This is a genomic window from Novosphingobium hassiacum (genome assembly GCF_014196055.1).
GTDB lineage: Bacteria > Pseudomonadota > Alphaproteobacteria > Sphingomonadales > Sphingomonadaceae > Novosphingobium > Novosphingobium hassiacum.
Map to the genome: position 1 here is coordinate 730,464 of NZ_JACICY010000001.1, position 17,485 is coordinate 747,948.

Below are 17,485 nucleotides of genomic sequence, written 5' to 3' on the forward strand. Positions count from 1 at the left end.
TCGGAGCATGCAAGATGACTCGCGAGCCCGGCGCTTCCTTCGACGGCTTTGGCCTTGGCCTGCGGCCTCCTCACTATCAGCAGTTTCTCACGGAACATGTGCCCGTCGATTTCGTCGAGGTGATCTCCGAAAACTTCATGATCGATGGCGGACGCCCGCGCTATATCCTTGACCAGATGCGCGAGAGGATGCCGGTCGCGCTCCACGGGGTGTCCATGTCGGTCGGATCATCGGACGGGTTGGATCTGGATTATCTGGCCCGGCTGAAGGCTTTGGTCGATCATGTCGACCCTCTCTTCGTGTCCGACCATTTGTGCTGGACCCGCATCGATGGCTTCAATTCGCATGATCTGCTGCCGCTGCCCTATACCGACGAAGCACTCGATCTGGTCTGTGCCAACATCAGTCAGGCTCAGGATGTTCTGCAGCGGCAGATGTTGATCGAAAATCCGTCCACTTACCTGCAGTTCCTGGATGAGACGATGACGGAGTGGCAGTTTCTGGACGTACTTTGCGACCGTACTGGCTGCGCCTTGCTGCTCGACGTCAACAATATCTTCGTGAGCGCCGTCAATCACGGCTTCGATCCGATTGCCTACCTCGATGGTATCCCCGCCGACAGGGTGCGGCAGATTCATCTTGCCGGGCACAGCCAGGGACGCGACCGCCTGATCGATACGCATGACAAACCCGTGCCACCGCCGGTTTGGGCGCTTTACGCAGCCTCTCGTCACCGGATACCGTCGGTTGCAACGATGATCGAGCGTGACGATGACATTCCGCCGCTGGCCGACTTGCTGGACGAACTCGATATTGCCCGCGAGATCGCCTGCGAAGGCGAAAGGCAGGCCGCATGACTCTCGCCACCCTGCAACGGAGCTTTCGCAACTGGCTGACCGATGTGCCGGTTGCGATGGAGGTCTGGGTCGATGGCGATGCACGTGCAGGCCTCGACATCTATCACAACGCCTACCGCGTGCAGCTGGTCGAGTGCCTGAAGGACACGTTCGAGAAAACGCTGCTGTGGATCGGGGACGATGCCTTCATCAACGCTGCGCGGACCCACATCGAGCAGACGCCGCCATCGGGCTGGACGCTGGGCGTCTATGGCAAAGGGTTCGACCAGACGCTTGCCAGCCTCTACCCCGACGATCCCGAAGTTGCCGAACTGGCATGGCTCGACTGGGCTCTCAGCCGCGCCTTCGAATGTGCGGATTGCGTACCGGTCGCTGCCGACGCTCTGACTGCTGTCGACTGGGATCAGGCAGTCCTTGTTTTGATACCATCGATCCAGACCGGACTTGCGCGTACCAATGCCGGGGCAATCTGGTCGGCCCTGGAGGCCGAGCTTACGCCGCCCGATGCCACCTTGCTGCCGACGCCCGGAACGATGCTGGTGTGGCGCAAGGATTTCACGCCCTGTTTCCGCACGATCGAGGCGATCGAACAGGTCGCGCTGGAAATGGTCGGTTCGGGAAGTTCTTTCACCGCTTTGTGCATGAGCCTGATCGAACAGCTGGGCAGCGAGGCCGGCATTGCCCAGGCCGGGGCCATGCTTGCCGAATGGATCGATCAGGGTCTAATCCTTGCCATCAATCAGCCGGAGAAATGACGATGCGCAAATTGTTGCCGCTGGTGTTGCTGGCAAGTGCAACTGCATATGCAGCGCCTACAGCCGAACCAAACCCCGTCGTAGTCGAGCTTTTCCAAAGTCAGGGCTGCTCGTCCTGCCCTCCGGCAGACATGGTGCTGAACGATCTGGCCGGGCGTCGCGACGTCATCGCTCTCAATTTCGCGGTAACGTACTGGGACTACCTCGGCTGGAAAGACAGCTTCGCGCAGCCAGCGTTCACACAGCGCCAGAGGGATTACGCGAGCGCTGGCGGACGCAACAACGTCGCCACCCCTCAAATGATCGTGAACGGGCGGGTGGCTCTGCTTGGCAGCCGGCGCGGAGAAGTCGATCAGGCGATTGGTCGGCTGCGCATCGTCAATCCGGATCCCGCCATCCGCGTCTCGGGCACCACAATCGATATCGCTGCGGGCAAGCGCGATAAGCCCGCCACACTGTAGCTCGTTCGCTATGATCCGCGTGCAATTGCAGTGCCGATCAAGGCAGGCGAAAATGGCGGCCGCACCATCGTGCACAAGAATATCGTGCGCGAACTGACGGCGCTGGGGGCATGGAACGGGCGCGCTGCCCATTATACCGTGCCAAAAGCGCGCGCGGGGCTGGAGTCCGTCCTTATCCTTCAGGTCGGGCGGGCAGGCCCTGTGATCGCCGCTCGCCGGATTTGAACACAGGCGGATCTTGACCTGTCAGGCGCTCTTGAAGCGCATCGCCACGCCGTTCATGCAGTAGCGCAGCCCAGTGGGCCGCGGTCCGTCATTGAAGACATGGCCGAGGTGGCTGTCGCAACGCGCGCAGCGCACTTCGGTTCGTTGAAATCCCAAAGAGCTATCGCCGAGTGTAGTGATGGCGCGCGGCAGATGGTCGTAGAAGCTCGGCCAGCCCGTGCCGCTGTCGAACTTGGTTGCGGAGGCATAAAGCGGCAATGCGCAGCCGCCGCACAGGAAGCGGCCGCGCCGATGTTCGCTATTGAGCGGACTGGACCATGGCACTTCGGTGCCAGCCCGGCGCAACACCGCGTAGGCCTGCGGAGACAGCCGCTTGCGCCATTCGGCGTCGCTCAGCGTGAAGCGCACTGGGGTGGCTGCGCTGGCTGCGGGTCGGTCCATCGCAGCGAGGCGCCAGGCGACGACGCCCATGGCACAAAGCGACAGGAAGGAGCGGCGGTTCCGGGAGGCAGGGTTTTGCTGGATCATATCGATCCTTTCGGCCGCGTGCGACCGTTGGTTACAGGATTACCCGATCATGATGTAACCATGTCCGACTTGCCGACGAATGAGGATGGTGACTGGCCAAGGAGTCCTATCCCATGAACCGCATCTGTGTTTTAGCTTCCGGTCTTGTTGCAGTGGTTGCCGCTGTCAGTTTCAACAGCCCTGTGGACGCTGCCGAGCAGGCCATCAAGGCTCCCGCGCCCGCGGTTCTGGCACCTGTCTCCGGGCACCGGGAAACGGCGATATTTGCAGGCGGGTGTTTCTGGGGCGTCGAGGGCGTCTTCTCGCATGTCAAAGGCGTAGTGAGCGCGACTTCGGGCTACACTGGCGGGAAGGTCGGCACGGCCGACTATGAGGAGGTTTCGAGCGGAACCACCGGTCACGCCGAATCCGTAAAGGTCGTGTTCGACCCCGCGCAGGTGAACTATGCGGACCTGCTGCGGATCTATTTCTCGGTCGTGGCAGACCCGACTCTGCTGAACCGTCAAGGCCCGGACCGTGGCACGCAATATCGCAGCGCGCTGTTTCCGATGTCGGCAGCCCAGGACAAGGTTGCGCGCGCCTATATCGCCCAGCTTTCCTACGCTCATGTCTATTCGAAGCCGATCGTGACACGCATCGAGGCCAGCCGCACCTTCTATCCTGCCGAAGCCCATCATCAGGATTTCATGGCCCGAAATCCGACCTACCCCTACATCGTCATCAACGATCGCCCCAAGGTTGAGGCGCTCAAGCGCATATTTCCCGCAAACTGGAAGGCCTAGAACCGCCGGTTCTGACCCTTATGCGCCGGGAACGGGTCGTAACCAACCCGGCGCGTGATCCTAAAATCACTGAATCCATTTATTCTGGAGCCTCATTCCTGTGTCCTTATTCCGCCCCTTCCTGAGCCTGGCGGCTGTGCCCGCCCTCCTCGTCGCCGCAGCCCCAGCGTTCGCTGGCGAGATCCTGCCGTTTACCATTGCAGCCTTCCAAAAGGCGCAGGCAGCCGGCAAGCCGATCCTTGTCGACGCTCATGCAGACTGGTGCCCGACGTGTCGGCGTCAGGCCCCGACGATCAGCGCCATTTCCAAGGACAAAGCGTTTGCGCAGCTCGTCATCCTCAAGCTCGATTATGACGCGCAACGCGCCGAGAAGCAGATGCTCGGCATTCGCCAGCAGAGCACCCTGATCGCCTTTTCTGGCAAGACCGAGACCGGCCGCAGCACGGGCGTGACTGAACCCACGCAAATACGCGCGCTCGCCACTTCGGCCTTGCACCGCCGGTGAGTTCGCTTGATGCTGCCCTCGCCTTTCTGGCGGGGCTCCTGACGATTTTGTCGCCCTGCGTTCTCCCGATCCTGCCAATCGTGTTTGCAGGCGCGGCGGGGCGGCATCGTCTGGGACCGGCCGCCCTTGCCCTCGGCGTAGCGATCGCTTTCGCAGGCACGGGCCTGTTTCTGGCAACGATCGGCTTCAGTCTCGGGCTGGATCAGGATAGCTTGAGGCCTGCCCTGGGTGTCATCCTTTTGGTGCTGGGCGTCTTTCTGCTGACGCCGGGCCTGCAGGTCATGCTCGAGGTCGTATTGGCGCCGATCGTTGCCTGGGGATCGCGCAACAGTGCCCATGCGCAGCGGCATGGTCTGGCCGGGCAGTTCGCACTTGGTGCGCTTCTGGGCGCGGTGTGGAGCCCATGTGTCGGGCCGACGCTGGGGGCGGCGTCGCTGCTCGCCAGCCGCGGCGAAAGCCTCGGTGCGGTTGCCGGTGTGATGCTGCTGTTCGGACTTGGCGCTGCTGCGCCGCTGCTTGGCATAGGGATGCTCTCGCGCACCGCGCTGCAGCGGCTACGCGGTGGGTTGATGACCGGCGGGCGCTATGGCCGCCTGGCGCTTGGCCTTTCCATGGCCGCAGCGGGATTGCTGGTGCTGACCAGCGTCGACAAACAGATCGAGAGCGCGGCGATCACGATATTACCAGCTTGGATCACCGATCTGACAACACGCTTCTAGGATCACGGAATGCAAAGATGCCGCTCGTCAGCATTTACATACGCACGGGCAAGCCGCATGCCTGAGCTGATGCTTCGATGGCGGCTCAAGCACACGTATCAGAACCTGAAATGGCTAAGCCCAGGGTGCTCGTCTGGCCGACGGCCTAATGGCCAATGGAACTTGCGATCGGCAGCGGCGATGGGATGCTCGTTGATGCTGGCGATCCGTCGCTGCATCAGGCCGTCGGCACCGAACTCCCAGTTCTCGTTGCCATAAGCCCGAAACCACTGTCCGCTGTCGTCGTGATATTCATAAGCGAAACGCACGGCGATGCGATTTCCGCTATGCGTCCAGACTTCCTTGATCAGCCTGTAGTCTAGCTCTCTGGCCCACTTTCGCGTCAGCAGAGCTTCGATCTCTGCCCGGCCGCTGACAAACTCGGCGCGGTTCCGCCAGGTACAGTCGGCAGTATAAGCAAGCGCCACCTTGGCAGGATCGCGACTGTTCCAGCCGTCTTCGGCAAGGCGAACCTTCTGCACTGCAGTCTCATCAGTGAATGGCGGAATGGGTGGACGCGTCATCGGAAAATTCTCCGTCGTTTCGGAATGAACCAACGTAAAAAAGCCGCTGTCGATTGTGCCGACGGCGGCTTCTTCACGCAAACCGCGTTTAGGCGGCGAGTGCTTCCACAACCGGGAAGTCGATTTCCGTACCCAACACTTCGTTGACGTAGTTCGTCAGCGTGTTGAGCGCGACATGGGCGATGATTTCGACGATCTCGGCATCGCTATATCCCGCGTCACGAACCGCATCGACTTCCGCCGCGCTGACGGCACCTCGGGCTGTGGCGATGTTCGCGGCGAAGCGCACGGCGACTGCGGCTTTTGCATCGGTCGATGTTCCCTTGCGGTTGGCGGTGATTTCGACGCCGTCCAGCTTCGCGAGATTCTTGCCCAAGTAGCTATGCGCGGCGAGGCAGTAGCCACAGCCGTTGATCTGGGCGACCGCCAGGGCGATCCGCTCGCGCGTTGCGGCTGGCAATGTGCCGCGGCCCAGCGCGCCGTTCAACCCCAGATAGCCTTCGAGGGCTGCAGGGCTCGTGCCCACGATGCGAAACAGATTGGGCACCACACCGAGTTGCTTGTTGACGGCTTCGAGCAGTGGACGCGACGCCTCTGGCGAGGCTTCGATCGAGGCTGGGGTAGGAATGCGTGACATGGGAATTCTCCTATTTCTGGCGGGCCAATGGCGTCAGGCCGTCCCGCAATCGCCTTATGATCTCATCCAGGAATGAGCAGAATGCAGATCTTGGTGAATGGATTATTCCATTTTATGGAACGCCCCTTCCTTTGCTCGATGCGGCCAGCTATTTGCTGGGATCGAAGGTGCCCGCCTTCTCGGCGATCGGCTTTGCCGTCGGATAGAATTGCGTGAAAGTCGTATCGAGCGCGCCATTCTTTTCATGGCAGGTGTAGCAGCTGGCGCTTGCCGGCAGCACACGCGCCGGTCGGTCGGCCACATTGACGAAGAAGCCCCAGCCACCCTTGAAACGCTTGCTGTCCCGGACGTGGATTTCGAGATCGAAGCGGCGCTCAGTTTGGAAAATGCCCGACTTGTTGATCGAACCCTTGCTCGATCCTACGCGGCCTTCCTTGACGAAGATCGTTCCATCAGGCCACCGCCCGGCCGCCTTGAACATCTTCCAGGACGCAGGGTTGACGAACACGTTATCGACCATCTCATGTCCCATGTTCAGCAGCTCGTCGCTGTAGTTCATGTTGACGCCGGAGGTCAGGAATATCCAATCGCGATAGTCGGCAGGAAGGATCAACTCGCCGTTGTCCGTGTAACGGGGCTCGGCATTGGGCTCTGCCGCCATACCAGCGGAACCGTTAGTCGTGGCACCAGCGATAGCCTTTACCGATGCTTGGCTAGCAATCAGGGCCGCCGCACTCACCGCCAGCACGATGCAGAATTTGGTCGACGCGCTTCGCATGATCATCCCCGTCTCTCCGGCGGAAAGGATCGCCCGCCTGGCGAGCATGGCTGGGCTCGTTCACGACGCGAGAGAATAGTCAGAAAAGGGAATGGATTGTTGCGCCCAGAGGAATGCTGGAAAAGCGTCAACGGCGGTAGTTGGCCAGTTCCGCTTCTAGTGCAGCAATGCGCGCGTCACGCTCGGCCAGCGCGGCGCGCACGTCTTCAGCTTCTATCATCTGGGGAATGTGCTGGGGGCAGTTGGCATCCCAGGCAATCAGGTCAAACAGCATAACCTGCTCGGCGCGAGCGCGGTAGTCATCGGACAACAGCATCGCGCTCAAGGCCGGATCAGCGGCTACGACCCGCACTGCGCCCCAAAGCTTGATCCGGCGGCGGTGCGCGTAGTCCATCAGAAAGATGAAGGCCTTGGCATTTTCACTGAAGTTTCCCGTGGAGATATACTGCCTGTTGCCGCGAAAATCGGCGAAACCCAACGTGCGTTCGTCCAGAACCTTCAGAAACCCGCGGGGGCCGCCACGATGCTGGATATAGGGCTGTCCGTCTGCACTCGCGCTGGCCAGATAAAAGCTGTTTCGCTCGGCGATAAACGCCGCAAGCCTCTCATCGACGCTATTGCCCATCTCAAGCCGCTCACAGAATTCGCGCGACCCTTTTTGCGCTTGAACGCGCCTCACCGCCGGGGTGAACGCGACATCAATCGGTCGGGTGGGATCATTCACGAGGTTATCCTTCCAGTCAGTTTGGCATTTTGAAGCCGCCCTGGTCGAACGCCAGCCGATCTCCCAAGCTTAACTGCTGAACTGCTTTGAAATGTGGGGCAATCGCCATAAAAGGAAATAGATTATTCCGGAAAAGGGAATGAAGTATGGCGCGATTGCACGCGATGCAGGTGTTTGTGAAAGTCGCCGAGACTGGTGGTTTTGCCGAAGCGGCGCGTCAGCTTCATATGAGTCCACCAGCGGTCACGCGCGCAATCGCGACACTGGAAGGGCTGATTGGTACACGCCTGCTGACCCGGACGACCCGTTCGGTCAAACTGACGGAACCGGGCACTCGGTATCTTGAGGATTGCCGGAGGATTCTCGCCGAAATCAGCGAGGCCGAGGCTGCTGCGGCAGGTAGCTACGCGACCCCGACCGGCACGCTAAGCATTACGGCATCTGTCCTCTTCGGCCAGATTTATATCCTGCCGATCCTTATGGAATTTCTCGATCTGTACCCCGCCGTCACCGCACGCGCATTGTTTCTCGATCGGGTCACCAACATAGTGGACGAAGGCATCGACATCGCCATTCGCATCGGCCATCTGCCGGATTCCAGCTATGCGGCTGTGCGGGTCGGCACAGTACGGCGCGTGGTTTGCGGATCTCCTGCCTATTTCGAAGAACACGGTATGCCAGCGTGCCCGGCGGATCTGGCAAACCATCGGATCATTGCTGCAACGAGCGCCTTTTCGGCACTCGATTGGCGGTTCGATAAAGACGAAAAGACCGTGGTGACTGTGAATCCGCGACTATACTGCAGCACCTATGAGGGGGTCGTCGCGGCGGCCAAGCAGGGGTGGGGTCTGGCGCGACCGTTGTCCTATCAGATCGGTCCCGCCCTGCTGGCCGGTGATCTGCAAACAGTTCTGGCCGACCATGAACCCAATCCGCTGCCAGTGCACATCATTCATCCCGAAGGCCGACGCGCATCGGCAAAAGTCCGGGCCTTCGTGGATTTCACGGCGGATCGACTGCGCGCCAACCCATTGATAAATTGAACCACTGACCGGCTGACGCCCGCAGGATCAGTCGGAGGATGTTTGCACGCGCAGGTTCACTGGGAAGCGACATTCCCATCGCCGATAGTGATATCAGCGTCGGCAATCCCATGTCGTCCTGCGACCACGCGATTGGCGGCAAAGGCCTGGCAAACATGCTTGCTCGACCCCAAGTAGCGAGAGCCAGCTTTCCGAGGCTTTAAATTCAGAACCAGCAATTTAAGAACCGCCAAGTTGCGGTCGGTGTACAACGCAGGTCAGGCGAATGCTGAGTGTCGGATCTTAGCGGAGAACCTGCCGCAAGACGCGCCATCCGGGAACGTCGGGTTTGTCCCAGAAAGTGAAGCCTGCGTGTCAGCTGACGCTGCCCTCGAGAATTTGCAGCGTCTTCAGATCTGAATGGAAATCGAGCGCGTAGTCACCGCCCTCACGGCCGATGCCGGAAATGCCGATCCCCCCGAACGGCGCGGTGAGATCGCGCACCAGGAAGGTGTTCACCCACACTGTCCCGCCGCGCACCGCCCGGCCCACGCGCTCGGCCCGCTCGGCACTGCCGGTATAGACCATGCCCGAAAGTCCGAAAGCGGTGGAATTGGCGAGCGCAATGCCTTCTGCTTCGGAGGCAAAGGTCTGAAAGGTCAGCACTGGGCCGAAGACCTCGTTCTGCACCACTTCGCTGTCGTTGCTTTTTGGCACGATCAGCGTCGGCTCGATCCAGTTCGCGCCTTCCTTCCACAACTTGCCGCCGCGCACGATGGTATCGCCCGCCGCCCGTGCGCGATCGATGAAGCCCAGCACACGGCTGACATGGACCGGATGGATCAGCGCGGACATCGTCGTCGCGCCGTCGCGGCTGTCGCCCATCACATGCGCGTCGGTATAGGCGTGGAACTTTGCCAGGAATTCCTCGCGGACAGACTCCTCGACGATGATGCGGGTGCCTGCCATGCAGACCTGCCCGCTATCGTCATATTGCCCCGCTGCCTTCTTCGCAGCCGCATCGATATCGGCATCGGCGAACACCAGCAGCGGCGATTTTCCGCCCAGTTCCGCCGTGAACGGCACGATGTTTTCCGCCGCCGCCTTGCCGATCACGCGCGCGGTCGGCACGCTGCCGGTAAAGCTGATGCGCTTGATGCGCGGGTCGGATGTCAGCGCATTGCCCAGCTCCGCGCCCAAGCCCTGCACGATGTTGAAAACACCTGCGGGGAATCCGGCTTCGTCAATCAGGTCGGCCAGCAGCGAGGCTGAAAGTGGCGACCAGTCAGCCGGTTTCAGGATCACGGTATTGCCTGCCGCCAGCGCGGGCGCGCACTTCCAGGTGGACAGCATGAACGGCGCATTCCACGGCGTTATGATCAGCGCTGGCCCGGCAGGCATGCGGATCACCCGGTTTGCCGTGCCGCGCGAAGACCACACGCGCTCCTGATGCTCGCTGGCAAGATCGGCGTAGTTGCGGAAATTGGCCGCACCACGCAAGATCACGCGCAGGCGCAGGCTTTCCAGCACCATGCCCATGTCGAGGCATTCGATCAGCGCCAGCTTCTCGACATTGGCTTCGATCAGGTCGGCCAGACGGTGCAGATAGGCCCCACGTTCAGCCGTAGTCAGTGCTGCCCACGCGGGGAAGGCATCGGTTGCCGCCTGCGCAGCCAGCGCTGCGGTGGTTACCGTGCCGCGCGCCATATCGGCCAGCTTCCATGACCAGTCGAACGGGCAACGCGTTTCGAAAGTATAGGGTGATGACACCCGCTTGCCACCGATGAAATGATCAGGCGAGATGGAAATGCCGGCAATGTCGATGCGTTCGCGCATGGTAGCCTCAGATATAGGGGAGGTAGTAGGCAAGGCTCTCGGCCTCGCTCATATCGGCTAGGATACGCACTTCCTCGCGCTTGATCGCGATGAAATTGGCGATCATGTCGGCACCCACGGCGGCGGTCAGCGTGGTGTCAGCCTCCAGAGCGTCGAGCGCGTCGTTCAGGTTGTGCGGGGTGTGGCGATCGGTGTTGATCGTCTCCAGCCCGTCGTTGGTTTCAGGCTCGGGCAGGTCGTAGTCCTGCTCAAGCCCGAGCAGCGCCGCTTGCAGCATTGCGGCGAGCGCGAAATAGGGGCTGGCCGCGCAATCGGCCATGCGGTGCTCGATCCGGGCGGCCGGACCGGTTTCTGCCGAAACGCGCACGGTGACAGAGCGGTGATCGATCCCCCAGTTCGCCCAGTATCCCGAAAGGCTGGCGGGTTGCAGCCGGGCATAGCTGTTGGTCGTGGGCGCCATGATCGCAGACAAGGCTTCGTGATGGCGGATCAGCCCGGCGATGCAGCCACGCATTTCCGGCGAGAGCGTGCCGCTCGCCACATCGTTGGCAAAGACGTTGCTGCCATCGGCGCGGGTAAAGCTGAGGTTGAAATGCAGCCCGCTGCCGCTCTTCTCGGCGAAGGGCTTGGGCAGGAAAGACAGCAGATAGCCGCGCTTGTACAGCACTTCGCGCGCCATCTGGCGGAACAGGAAGGCATCGTCGGCGGCCTTCATCGCATCGCCATAGCGCAGCGTCAGTTCGAACTGCGGCGCATCGAATTCGGCATTCATCGATTCCACCGGGATGCCGCAGGCCTCTGCCGTCGACCAGATCTCGTCGATCAGTCCTGCGGGGTCGGAGAACGGACCTGTGCCGTAAACGAAAGCGCCCGGCGTATCATAAGGCACCCATTCGCCGTCTGGGCCGCGTTGGAAGACATAGGCTTCCATCTCGATACCGACCATCGGTTCCAGCCCGCGCGCGCGCCAGGCCTCGATCGCGCGTTGCAGCGCGCTGCGTCCACACAGCACGAACGGTTCGCCCTTGAACCGCAAGGCCCCCAACGCAATCTGCGTGCCCGCATCCCACGAAGGGCGCATGGCCTTGGGGTCGAAAGTCACCTCCATGTCGGGCAGCCCGTCGAGCATCCCGCCACCGGGCGCGGCCACCAGCGCCTTGTCATACGTCACGGCAAAAGTGCCCACGCACATCCGGGTATGCCCTTTGGCCGCGTCCGACATCGGCACATACTTGCCGCGTGCCAGGTTCAGCTGGTCGGCAAACAGCACCCGGCAGCGGTCCTGCACGGGAGCTTTCACACGCGGGGCGTCAATTTTCGGCATGGTGGTCATGGTTCTCCCCTGGTTGCCCTGTTTGTTTTTCCCGGTCCTTGGCGGACACGATTTCAGCGGGCAACGATGCGTACCGGCAGATGTTTGATGCCATGGATGAAGTTGGATCGCAGATAGCTGTGGTCGGACACCTGCTCGATCGATGAAAGGCGCTTGGCCAGTTCCTGCATGACGATGGCCACTTCCAGCTTGGCGAGCCACATCCCCAGGCAAATGTGCGGGCCGCCCTGCCCAAATGACAGGAACGGGTTGCGTTCGCGGTGGAGGTCGATCTCGTAGGGGCGCGGGATCGCGGTTTCGTCGCGGTTGCCCGACAGGAACCACAGCAGCACCTTGTCCCCCGCCTTCACCTGCTTGCCGTGAAATTCAAAGCCGCGCGTGGCAGTGCGGCGGAAATGCGTGGTCGGCGAGGCATAGCGGACCATCTCGTCCGCGGCTGCTTCCCAGCTCCGGAAATCGCCGTCCTTCAGCGCCTGTAACAAGTGCGGGTTGTTGGCCAGCGCGTGGATCGTGGCCGAGATCGAATAGCGGGTCGTGTCGTTGCCGGCGGCGACAAGCAGGCAGAAGAAATTGCGGAACTCATCACGGCTCATTCGCGTGCCGGTGCTGGTTGGTTCGAGCACCAGATTGAGCACGCCGATCTGCTCGCCCGCGTCCATCCGGTCGAGCAGGCCATTGGCATAATCGAACAGTTCGACCGCCGCCGGAGACCGGAACGGCAGCATCCGGTAAGCCTCGGTATCGACCTGATCGACCACGAAATCGGTGTAGTCGGGGTCCGAATTGGAAATCAGCGCATCGCCTTTTTCCACCAGCCATGGCCCATCCTCCTGCGGCACGCCCATGATCTGCGCCAGCATCTGCATCGGCAGGCGGCGGGCGATACGGTCCACCGCGTCAAACTCGCCCTCGTCCAATGCCACGTCCAGCAGGTCGGTCACGATCGTGCGGATCTGCTCTTCGAAACCGGCCACGGTGCTTTTGGAAAAGGCTTTCGACACCAGCGCGCGAAAACCGCGATGGTGCGGGGCGTCGGTTTCCTGAAAGGTCTTGCGCGCCTCGTACTCTTCCTCGGACTGGTCCTCCATGCGGATGCCCTTGGCCGAAGACAGCAGATCGGCCTGCCGGTTCAGCTCCAGCAGATCGGCATGGCGGGTCACCGACCAGAAGCCCTTATCGCCGTTGAGCATCTCGGCCCATGCCATCGGATCTTCGCGGCGCATCCGGTCGAACGTGGCAAATGGTGCGCCATCGTTGAACGCATCAAGCGATGACAGATCGACATGAGCGTCGTTAGAGCGCGAAAAGGGAAACTGCATCTGGTCCTCCGGTCCTGCAGCGGTGCTAGTCCTGCCGGGGCGTGGGGGACTTGGCTTAAGCGGACAGACTTGCGCAGGCCACTTCAGGTCGGCCGAATCTGCGCCTAACAGAACGGCTGCAACCGCAGTACAGGGAGGCCCAGATGGGCGAGATCATCGCAGCCGGCATCGTCGCACACGCGCCAACGATCATGATGTCGAAGGAAGATCGCTACGAACTGAACAAAGGCAAGGAAATCAGCCTTGTTCCGGGGCTCCACCGGCTGAAAAGCGAAGTGCTCGATGTGCTGAAGCCCGATACCATCGTGCTGCTGGACACGCACTGGTTCACCATCGTCGAATTCTGCGTGACCGCGCACAGCCGGCGGGCGGGGCTGTTCACATCTGACGAACTGCCGCGCGGGATGAAGCAGATTCCCTATGACATCAAAGGATCGCCCGCGCTCGCCCACGCCATTGCCGAACGCGCAACGCAGGCCGGGGTGCGCACCACGGCGATCGATGACCCGTGGCTGCCTATCCACTATCCCACTGTAAACCTTAGCACCTTCTTGCAGGGCGAAGAGGAATGGCTCTCGGTCAGCCACGCCTATTCGGGCGAGCCTGAGGATTTTCTGACGGTGGGCGAGGGCATCGGCCGCGCGATCCGTGAATCCGACAAGCGCGTGGTGATTATCGCCAGCGGATCGATGAGCCACCGCTTCTGGCCGCTCAAGCAGATCCCGCTGCACGAATCTTCCGATCCCATTCACATTTCCAGCCCCGAAGCACGCGAGGCTGATCTTGAGCGTCTGCGCTGGTTCGCCGAGGGCAACCACGCCGCCGTGATCGATTCCATGCCCGAATACTTGCGCCATGCGCCCGAGGCGCGCTTCGGACACTACCTGATGATGGCGGCGGCATGCGGCGGGCGCGACTGGAAGGCGAAGGGACGGCAGTTTTCGGATTACGAAAATGCCACGGGCACCAGCCAGGTCCACGTGTGGTTCGACAAGCCTGCCGAAGGGTGGAATTAACCGATAAAGAAGGGGGCGCTTCTGCCCCCTTCCCAACGCCTAACGTGAGCCTCGGTTCAGCTAGGTGCGCTTCAGAACGCAGGCTTCGATCCATGAAATGATCTCGGCGCGGCGCACCTTTTCGTCGGTCAGATCCTCGTCCACGCCAAGCTGCCAGGCAAGGTCGGTGCGACTGCCATCGGCGGCAAGCGCGGCCAGCTTCGTGCGATAGGCGACAAGGTCGGCAGCATCGGCAAAGAACCCCTGCGCCACCATATCGCTTTCATAAAGTGTGTAGAGCTGGACGATCTGGCCGAGGTCGAATTCAGGATGATACTGCACCGCCCAGACCTCGCTGCGGCCCAGCGGGATGACGGCGGCCTGCACCCCGCTGTGGTTGTTCGAGGCGAGCAGCGTGGCATTTTCGGGCAGGCGCACGACTTCGTCATAGTGAATGCATGGCGCATCGAACACCGCCTGCTTGCCCGCAAACATCGGATGCGCGCGGCCTTGCGCATTCAGCGCAATCTTGCGCGCAAAGCCCACTTCGCGTCCGCGCGGGCTGAGGCCGACCTCGCCGCCTGCCGCCACCGCCGCGATCTGCAAACCCCAGCACGATCCGAAGATCGGCAGGCCATGTTCCGCTGCCTGCGCGACAAGCGCAATCTGGTTAGTGACGGCAAAGTCCGTGTCATAGGCATGGAGCGAGGAACCGGTGATGACGAAGCCATCGTAATCGGCCCAGGTGCGGCCCTGTGGGATGGCCTCGCCCGGGTCCGCGCCGTTCAGCACGTCGAGTTCGAATGCGGGAAAGTGCGCGGCGATGGCCAGCGCGTAGATCTCACTCGAATTGCGCACGCCAAGATCGCGCGCGCGGGCGCGCTTGTCGGCGGTATTGCCTTCGAGCAGCAGCAATCGGGTCATGGGATCGGTCTCTGCTTCAATGAGTCAAAAATCAATGTGCGGTGCTGGCCAGGTTGGCACGCCAGGCCTGCGGGGAAGCGCCGCTCCAGCGGTGGAACGCGCGCGTGAAGTTGCTGTGTTCGGCATAGCCCAGCCGAAGTGCGATCTGCGCGATCGACAGGTCCGGTCGGGTGCGGAATTCGAACACCGCCTGCCGCATTCGGCATTCGTCCAGCACTTGCTGAAACGAGCTGCCTTCTTCGGCCAGCTTCCGACGCATGGTGCGGCTCGACATGCCGATCTCGCGTGCGATGCGTTCCTGTTCGATCCCTTGGGTGTTGAGATCGCGGTACACCACCTGGGCCAGCCGTTCGACCAGCGAGGTATTGCGCCGCTGCGCGACCATTTCGTTCGAAAGCTGCCGAAGATCGGCCTGCGGCCCCTGCGTTGGCGGCAATGCCAGATCGAGCATCTGCGCGGGGAAGCGGATTTGGTTGCTGTCGGCGCCAAAGGTGCACGATGCGCGCAGGACTTTGCCGATGTCGCCGCGCATCTCGTGGCTTTCCGCCTCGAATGCGAATTCGACCTTCTCCCAAGCCCCGCGCGTGCCGCGCCGAATGATCTGCCCGATGATGCCGAGCGAGAACATGGCGTCGTGATGGCGCGGCCAGATATCGGGATCGAGAATGCGATAGCTGACCGAGGCCATGTCATCCTCGCGCTCAAGCCGGATGTCGGTGCAATCCTGCAGCAGCGCGAAGTAATCGACCATGCGCCGCAGCGCCGTGCCGACTTTTCCAGCGGAATTGATGGCCGTGCCGATCGGGCCGAGCGAGGCGAGATCGTAGTGAACCCCTGCAAGCCAAGGGATCGCCACATCGCGGGTCTGCCGCACCACGTCTTCGGAAAAGCGCACGAAATCGACAAGCGGCATCGAATTGGCAGCGGTCGGCATGGGGTTGCCAGACGGGACCGGATCCCGCCGATAGGCAGGGGACGGAAGCGACATTGCGGTAGAGGACTTGTCGGCCAGAAGACCTGCCCAACCATCCAGCGCAGCGGTGCGCACTCTTGCATGCGACATAGTTTTTCTCCCCGGTGCTGCCTGCCCGAACTCGAAGGTTCGGGTCAGAAACAGACATTCTCGTTGAACGTTGAGCCTATCGATTCGCATGTTGCGAATATTGATAGAATTCGTCAGAAATTATCCTCATTCATCATGGGCGGAAAAGGTTGGTCGGGCCTGCGCATTGACCGCTCCTGCCAAGCAGCCCGTCACGATGCGTGGAATTCTGTGGCCGAGCCGAACCTTGAGCGAAGGTGGATACCGGCGTGTGGGGTGCTTTGCTTTGATGGTGCATGCCAACGTTGCCGGACATGAGGCTGCTGCTCCTGGCGCCACAGATGTGAATGGCTGGAAAGCCGTAACAAGCGCCATCGTGCTGGGTACGATCGGCGTGCTGTCGTTCATCATCCAGCCGGGAATCGTGCAGGGATTCGTTACCGAACTTGGGATGAGCGAAGCGTCGGCTGTCGATCTGGCCGGGGTGGAGATGCTGGGTGTGGCCCTGGCCACCATTGCGCTCGCCCTGTTTGGGGGACGTGTGGACTGGCGTCATGTCGTTGCAGCGGGTCTGCTGGCCGCCGTCATCGGCAATGCTGGTTCTGCTTTGACAGACGGCGGAGCTTTCGCCGTCTCGCGCTTCGTGGCAGGGCTTGGCGAAGGGGCGATCATTTCGATCAGCTTTACGTTCGTTGGCGTGACACGGCGGACCGAACGCAACGTGGCGCTCTATCTGGTGCTGCTGCTGACATATGGGGCGTTTACGCTGTGGCAATTGCCCGCGATCCTCGACGCAGTCGGCTTCCCCGGGCTGTTCGCGGCTTTTGCGGTCGCCTCTGCGCTTGCCGTGATCACGATTCCGCAGGTGCCGCGCAGCTTTGTGGAAGACATCATGGAAAATCCCGAAGTGCGGCAGCTTTCGCGCTCATTGCTGGGCGTGGCGCTGGCCGGCGTGCTTGCCTATAATCTGGCGCAAGGCATTGCGTGGGCTGTGCTGTTTCTGGTTGGCGTGGGCGCAGGGCTTGGCGAACAGCAAGTGGCAGACAGCCTGTTCCTGTCGCAAGTCGTTGCCATTGCAGGCGCGCTGGCTTCGGTGTTTCTGGCCAGCAAGCTTAATCGCAATGCGGCGATTGCCTTTGGCATTCTGGTGGGCGCGGCCAGTATTGCGCTGCTGCTGGGCAAGCCTTCGCTGATGCTGTTCACACTGGGCGTTTGCGGCTTCAACTTTCTGTGGAACTTCGTGCTGCCCTTCATCCTCGGGCGCATCTGCGATTTCGATACCAGCGGGCGGATGATGTCGCTGGCGATAGCCATGCAGATGACCGGGCTGGGCGGAGGTCCGCTGATCGCCGGGCGGCTGATCGATGGCACTGGCTATGGCGCGGTGCTGGGCCTGTGCATCGCGCTGTTCATTGCCAGCTTTGCGCTGCTGCAGATTCCGATCCGCCAGCACCGGACGCTGTTGGCGGCCACATAGAAT

At 61.5% G+C, this 17,485-nt stretch carries 18 protein-coding genes and 1 pseudogene; 9 read left to right on the forward strand and 10 right to left on the reverse strand.

Going from position 1 to position 17,485, the window contains the following annotated elements; all coding sequences use genetic code 11:
* Positions 1-14 precede the first annotated feature (14 nt).
* The 3 genes and pseudogenes from bufB (at position 15) to GGQ88_RS21200 (ending at position 2,298) form a co-directional block, all read left to right on the forward strand.
* A complete protein-coding gene (bufB, locus tag GGQ88_RS03695) occupies positions 15-857 on the forward strand; it encodes an MNIO family bufferin maturase (protein WP_183611730.1) in 843 nt (280 codons plus the stop codon).
* Positions 854-1,612 carry an HvfC/BufC N-terminal domain-containing protein gene (locus GGQ88_RS03700; RefSeq protein WP_183611731.1) on the forward strand — a complete coding sequence of 253 codons (759 nt, stop codon included), beginning with the start codon at positions 854-856 and terminating at the stop codon, positions 1,610-1,612. The genes bufB and GGQ88_RS03700 overlap by 4 nt, the downstream gene beginning before the upstream one ends.
* Before the next feature lie 2 nt (positions 1,613-1,614).
* Positions 1,615-2,298 (forward strand): annotated as a pseudogene (locus tag GGQ88_RS21200) (DUF1223 domain-containing protein).
* Between the two features lie 21 nt (positions 2,299-2,319).
* Here the strand turns inward: GGQ88_RS21200 and msrB are convergent.
* Positions 2,320-2,826 (reverse strand): peptide-methionine (R)-S-oxide reductase MsrB, encoded by a 507-nt coding sequence (msrB, locus tag GGQ88_RS03715; protein ID WP_425490403.1) that lies wholly within the window; start codon positions 2,824-2,826, stop codon positions 2,320-2,322.
* 113 nt (positions 2,827-2,939) lie between these two features.
* Here msrB and msrA point away from each other — a divergent pair, with 113 nt between their 5' ends.
* The 3 genes from msrA (at position 2,940) to GGQ88_RS03730 (ending at position 4,832) form a co-directional block, all read left to right on the forward strand.
* Complete coding sequence (gene msrA / locus GGQ88_RS03720) at positions 2,940-3,608, forward strand: peptide-methionine (S)-S-oxide reductase MsrA (RefSeq protein WP_183611734.1); 669 nt, start codon at positions 2,940-2,942, stop codon at positions 3,606-3,608.
* 100 nt (positions 3,609-3,708) lie between these two features.
* On the forward strand, positions 3,709-4,113 hold the full coding sequence (locus GGQ88_RS03725; RefSeq protein WP_221214475.1) for a thioredoxin domain-containing protein: 405 nt from the start codon (positions 3,709-3,711) through the stop codon (positions 4,111-4,113).
* A complete protein-coding gene (locus GGQ88_RS03730; protein WP_183611735.1) occupies positions 4,110-4,832 on the forward strand; it encodes a cytochrome c biogenesis protein CcdA in 723 nt (240 codons plus the stop codon). Before GGQ88_RS03725 ends, GGQ88_RS03730 begins: the two co-directional genes overlap by 4 nt.
* A 98-nt stretch (positions 4,833-4,930) precedes the next feature.
* Here the strand turns inward: GGQ88_RS03730 and GGQ88_RS03735 are convergent, their stop codons facing one another.
* The 4 genes from GGQ88_RS03735 to GGQ88_RS03750 all read right to left on the reverse strand — a co-directional run bounded on the left by GGQ88_RS03735 (position 4,931) and on the right by GGQ88_RS03750 (position 7,534).
* A complete protein-coding gene (locus GGQ88_RS03735; protein WP_183611736.1) occupies positions 4,931-5,395 on the reverse strand; it encodes a nuclear transport factor 2 family protein in 465 nt (154 codons plus the stop codon).
* 88 nt (positions 5,396-5,483) lie between these two features.
* A complete protein-coding gene (locus tag GGQ88_RS03740) occupies positions 5,484-6,032 on the reverse strand; it encodes a carboxymuconolactone decarboxylase family protein (protein ID WP_183611737.1) in 549 nt (182 codons plus the stop codon).
* Between the two features lie 148 nt (positions 6,033-6,180).
* On the reverse strand, positions 6,181-6,816 hold the full coding sequence (locus GGQ88_RS03745) for a cytochrome P460 family protein (RefSeq protein WP_246385416.1): 636 nt from the start codon (positions 6,814-6,816) through the stop codon (positions 6,181-6,183).
* Positions 6,817-6,937: 121 nt separating this feature from the next.
* Positions 6,938-7,534 (reverse strand): pyridoxamine 5'-phosphate oxidase family protein, encoded by a 597-nt coding sequence (locus tag GGQ88_RS03750; protein WP_343057074.1) that lies wholly within the window; start codon positions 7,532-7,534, stop codon positions 6,938-6,940.
* A 146-nt stretch (positions 7,535-7,680) separates the two neighbouring features.
* Between GGQ88_RS03750 and GGQ88_RS03755 the strand changes: the two genes are divergently transcribed.
* A complete protein-coding gene (locus tag GGQ88_RS03755; RefSeq protein ID WP_183611738.1) occupies positions 7,681-8,577 on the forward strand; it encodes a LysR family transcriptional regulator in 897 nt (298 codons plus the stop codon).
* 354 nt (positions 8,578-8,931) lie between these two features.
* Here GGQ88_RS03755 and GGQ88_RS03760 read toward each other — a convergent pair whose 3' ends face one another.
* The 3 genes from GGQ88_RS03760 to GGQ88_RS03770 are packed head-to-tail and all read right to left on the reverse strand — an operon-like array spanning position 8,932 to position 13,044.
* Entirely contained in the window at positions 8,932-10,392 is a 1,461-nt protein-coding gene (locus GGQ88_RS03760; protein WP_183611739.1) for an aldehyde dehydrogenase family protein, read from the reverse strand.
* A gap of 7 nt (positions 10,393-10,399) precedes the next feature.
* Complete coding sequence (locus GGQ88_RS03765) at positions 10,400-11,725, reverse strand: type I glutamate--ammonia ligase (protein ID WP_221214476.1); 1,326 nt, start codon at positions 11,723-11,725, stop codon at positions 10,400-10,402.
* A gap of 53 nt (positions 11,726-11,778) precedes the next feature.
* On the reverse strand, positions 11,779-13,044 hold the full coding sequence (locus GGQ88_RS03770) for a cytochrome P450 (RefSeq protein ID WP_183611740.1): 1,266 nt from the start codon (positions 13,042-13,044) through the stop codon (positions 11,779-11,781).
* 143 nt (positions 13,045-13,187) lie between these two features.
* Here GGQ88_RS03770 and GGQ88_RS03775 point away from each other — a divergent pair, with 143 nt between their 5' ends.
* The gene (locus GGQ88_RS03775) at positions 13,188-14,060 is read left to right on the forward strand and encodes a 3,4-dihydroxyphenylacetate 2,3-dioxygenase (protein WP_183611741.1); all 873 of its coding nucleotides are present in this window, start codon (positions 13,188-13,190) and stop codon (positions 14,058-14,060) included.
* A 60-nt stretch (positions 14,061-14,120) separates the two neighbouring features.
* On the opposite strand, the gene GGQ88_RS03780 is transcribed toward GGQ88_RS03775, so the two are convergent.
* Together GGQ88_RS03780 and qhpR are read right to left on the reverse strand one after the other, a co-directional pair.
* Complete coding sequence (locus GGQ88_RS03780; RefSeq protein ID WP_183611742.1) at positions 14,121-14,963, reverse strand: type 1 glutamine amidotransferase; 843 nt, start codon at positions 14,961-14,963, stop codon at positions 14,121-14,123.
* Between the two features lie 31 nt (positions 14,964-14,994).
* A complete protein-coding gene (gene qhpR, locus GGQ88_RS03785) occupies positions 14,995-16,026 on the reverse strand; it encodes an AraC-like transcriptional regulator QhpR (RefSeq protein ID WP_183611743.1) in 1,032 nt (343 codons plus the stop codon).
* A gap of 268 nt (positions 16,027-16,294) precedes the next feature.
* On the opposite strand from qhpR, the gene GGQ88_RS03790 reads away from it, so the two are divergent.
* The gene (locus GGQ88_RS03790; protein ID WP_183611744.1) at positions 16,295-17,482 is read left to right on the forward strand and encodes an MFS transporter; all 1,188 of its coding nucleotides are present in this window, start codon (positions 16,295-16,297) and stop codon (positions 17,480-17,482) included.
* Positions 17,483-17,485: the final 3 nt, after the last annotated feature.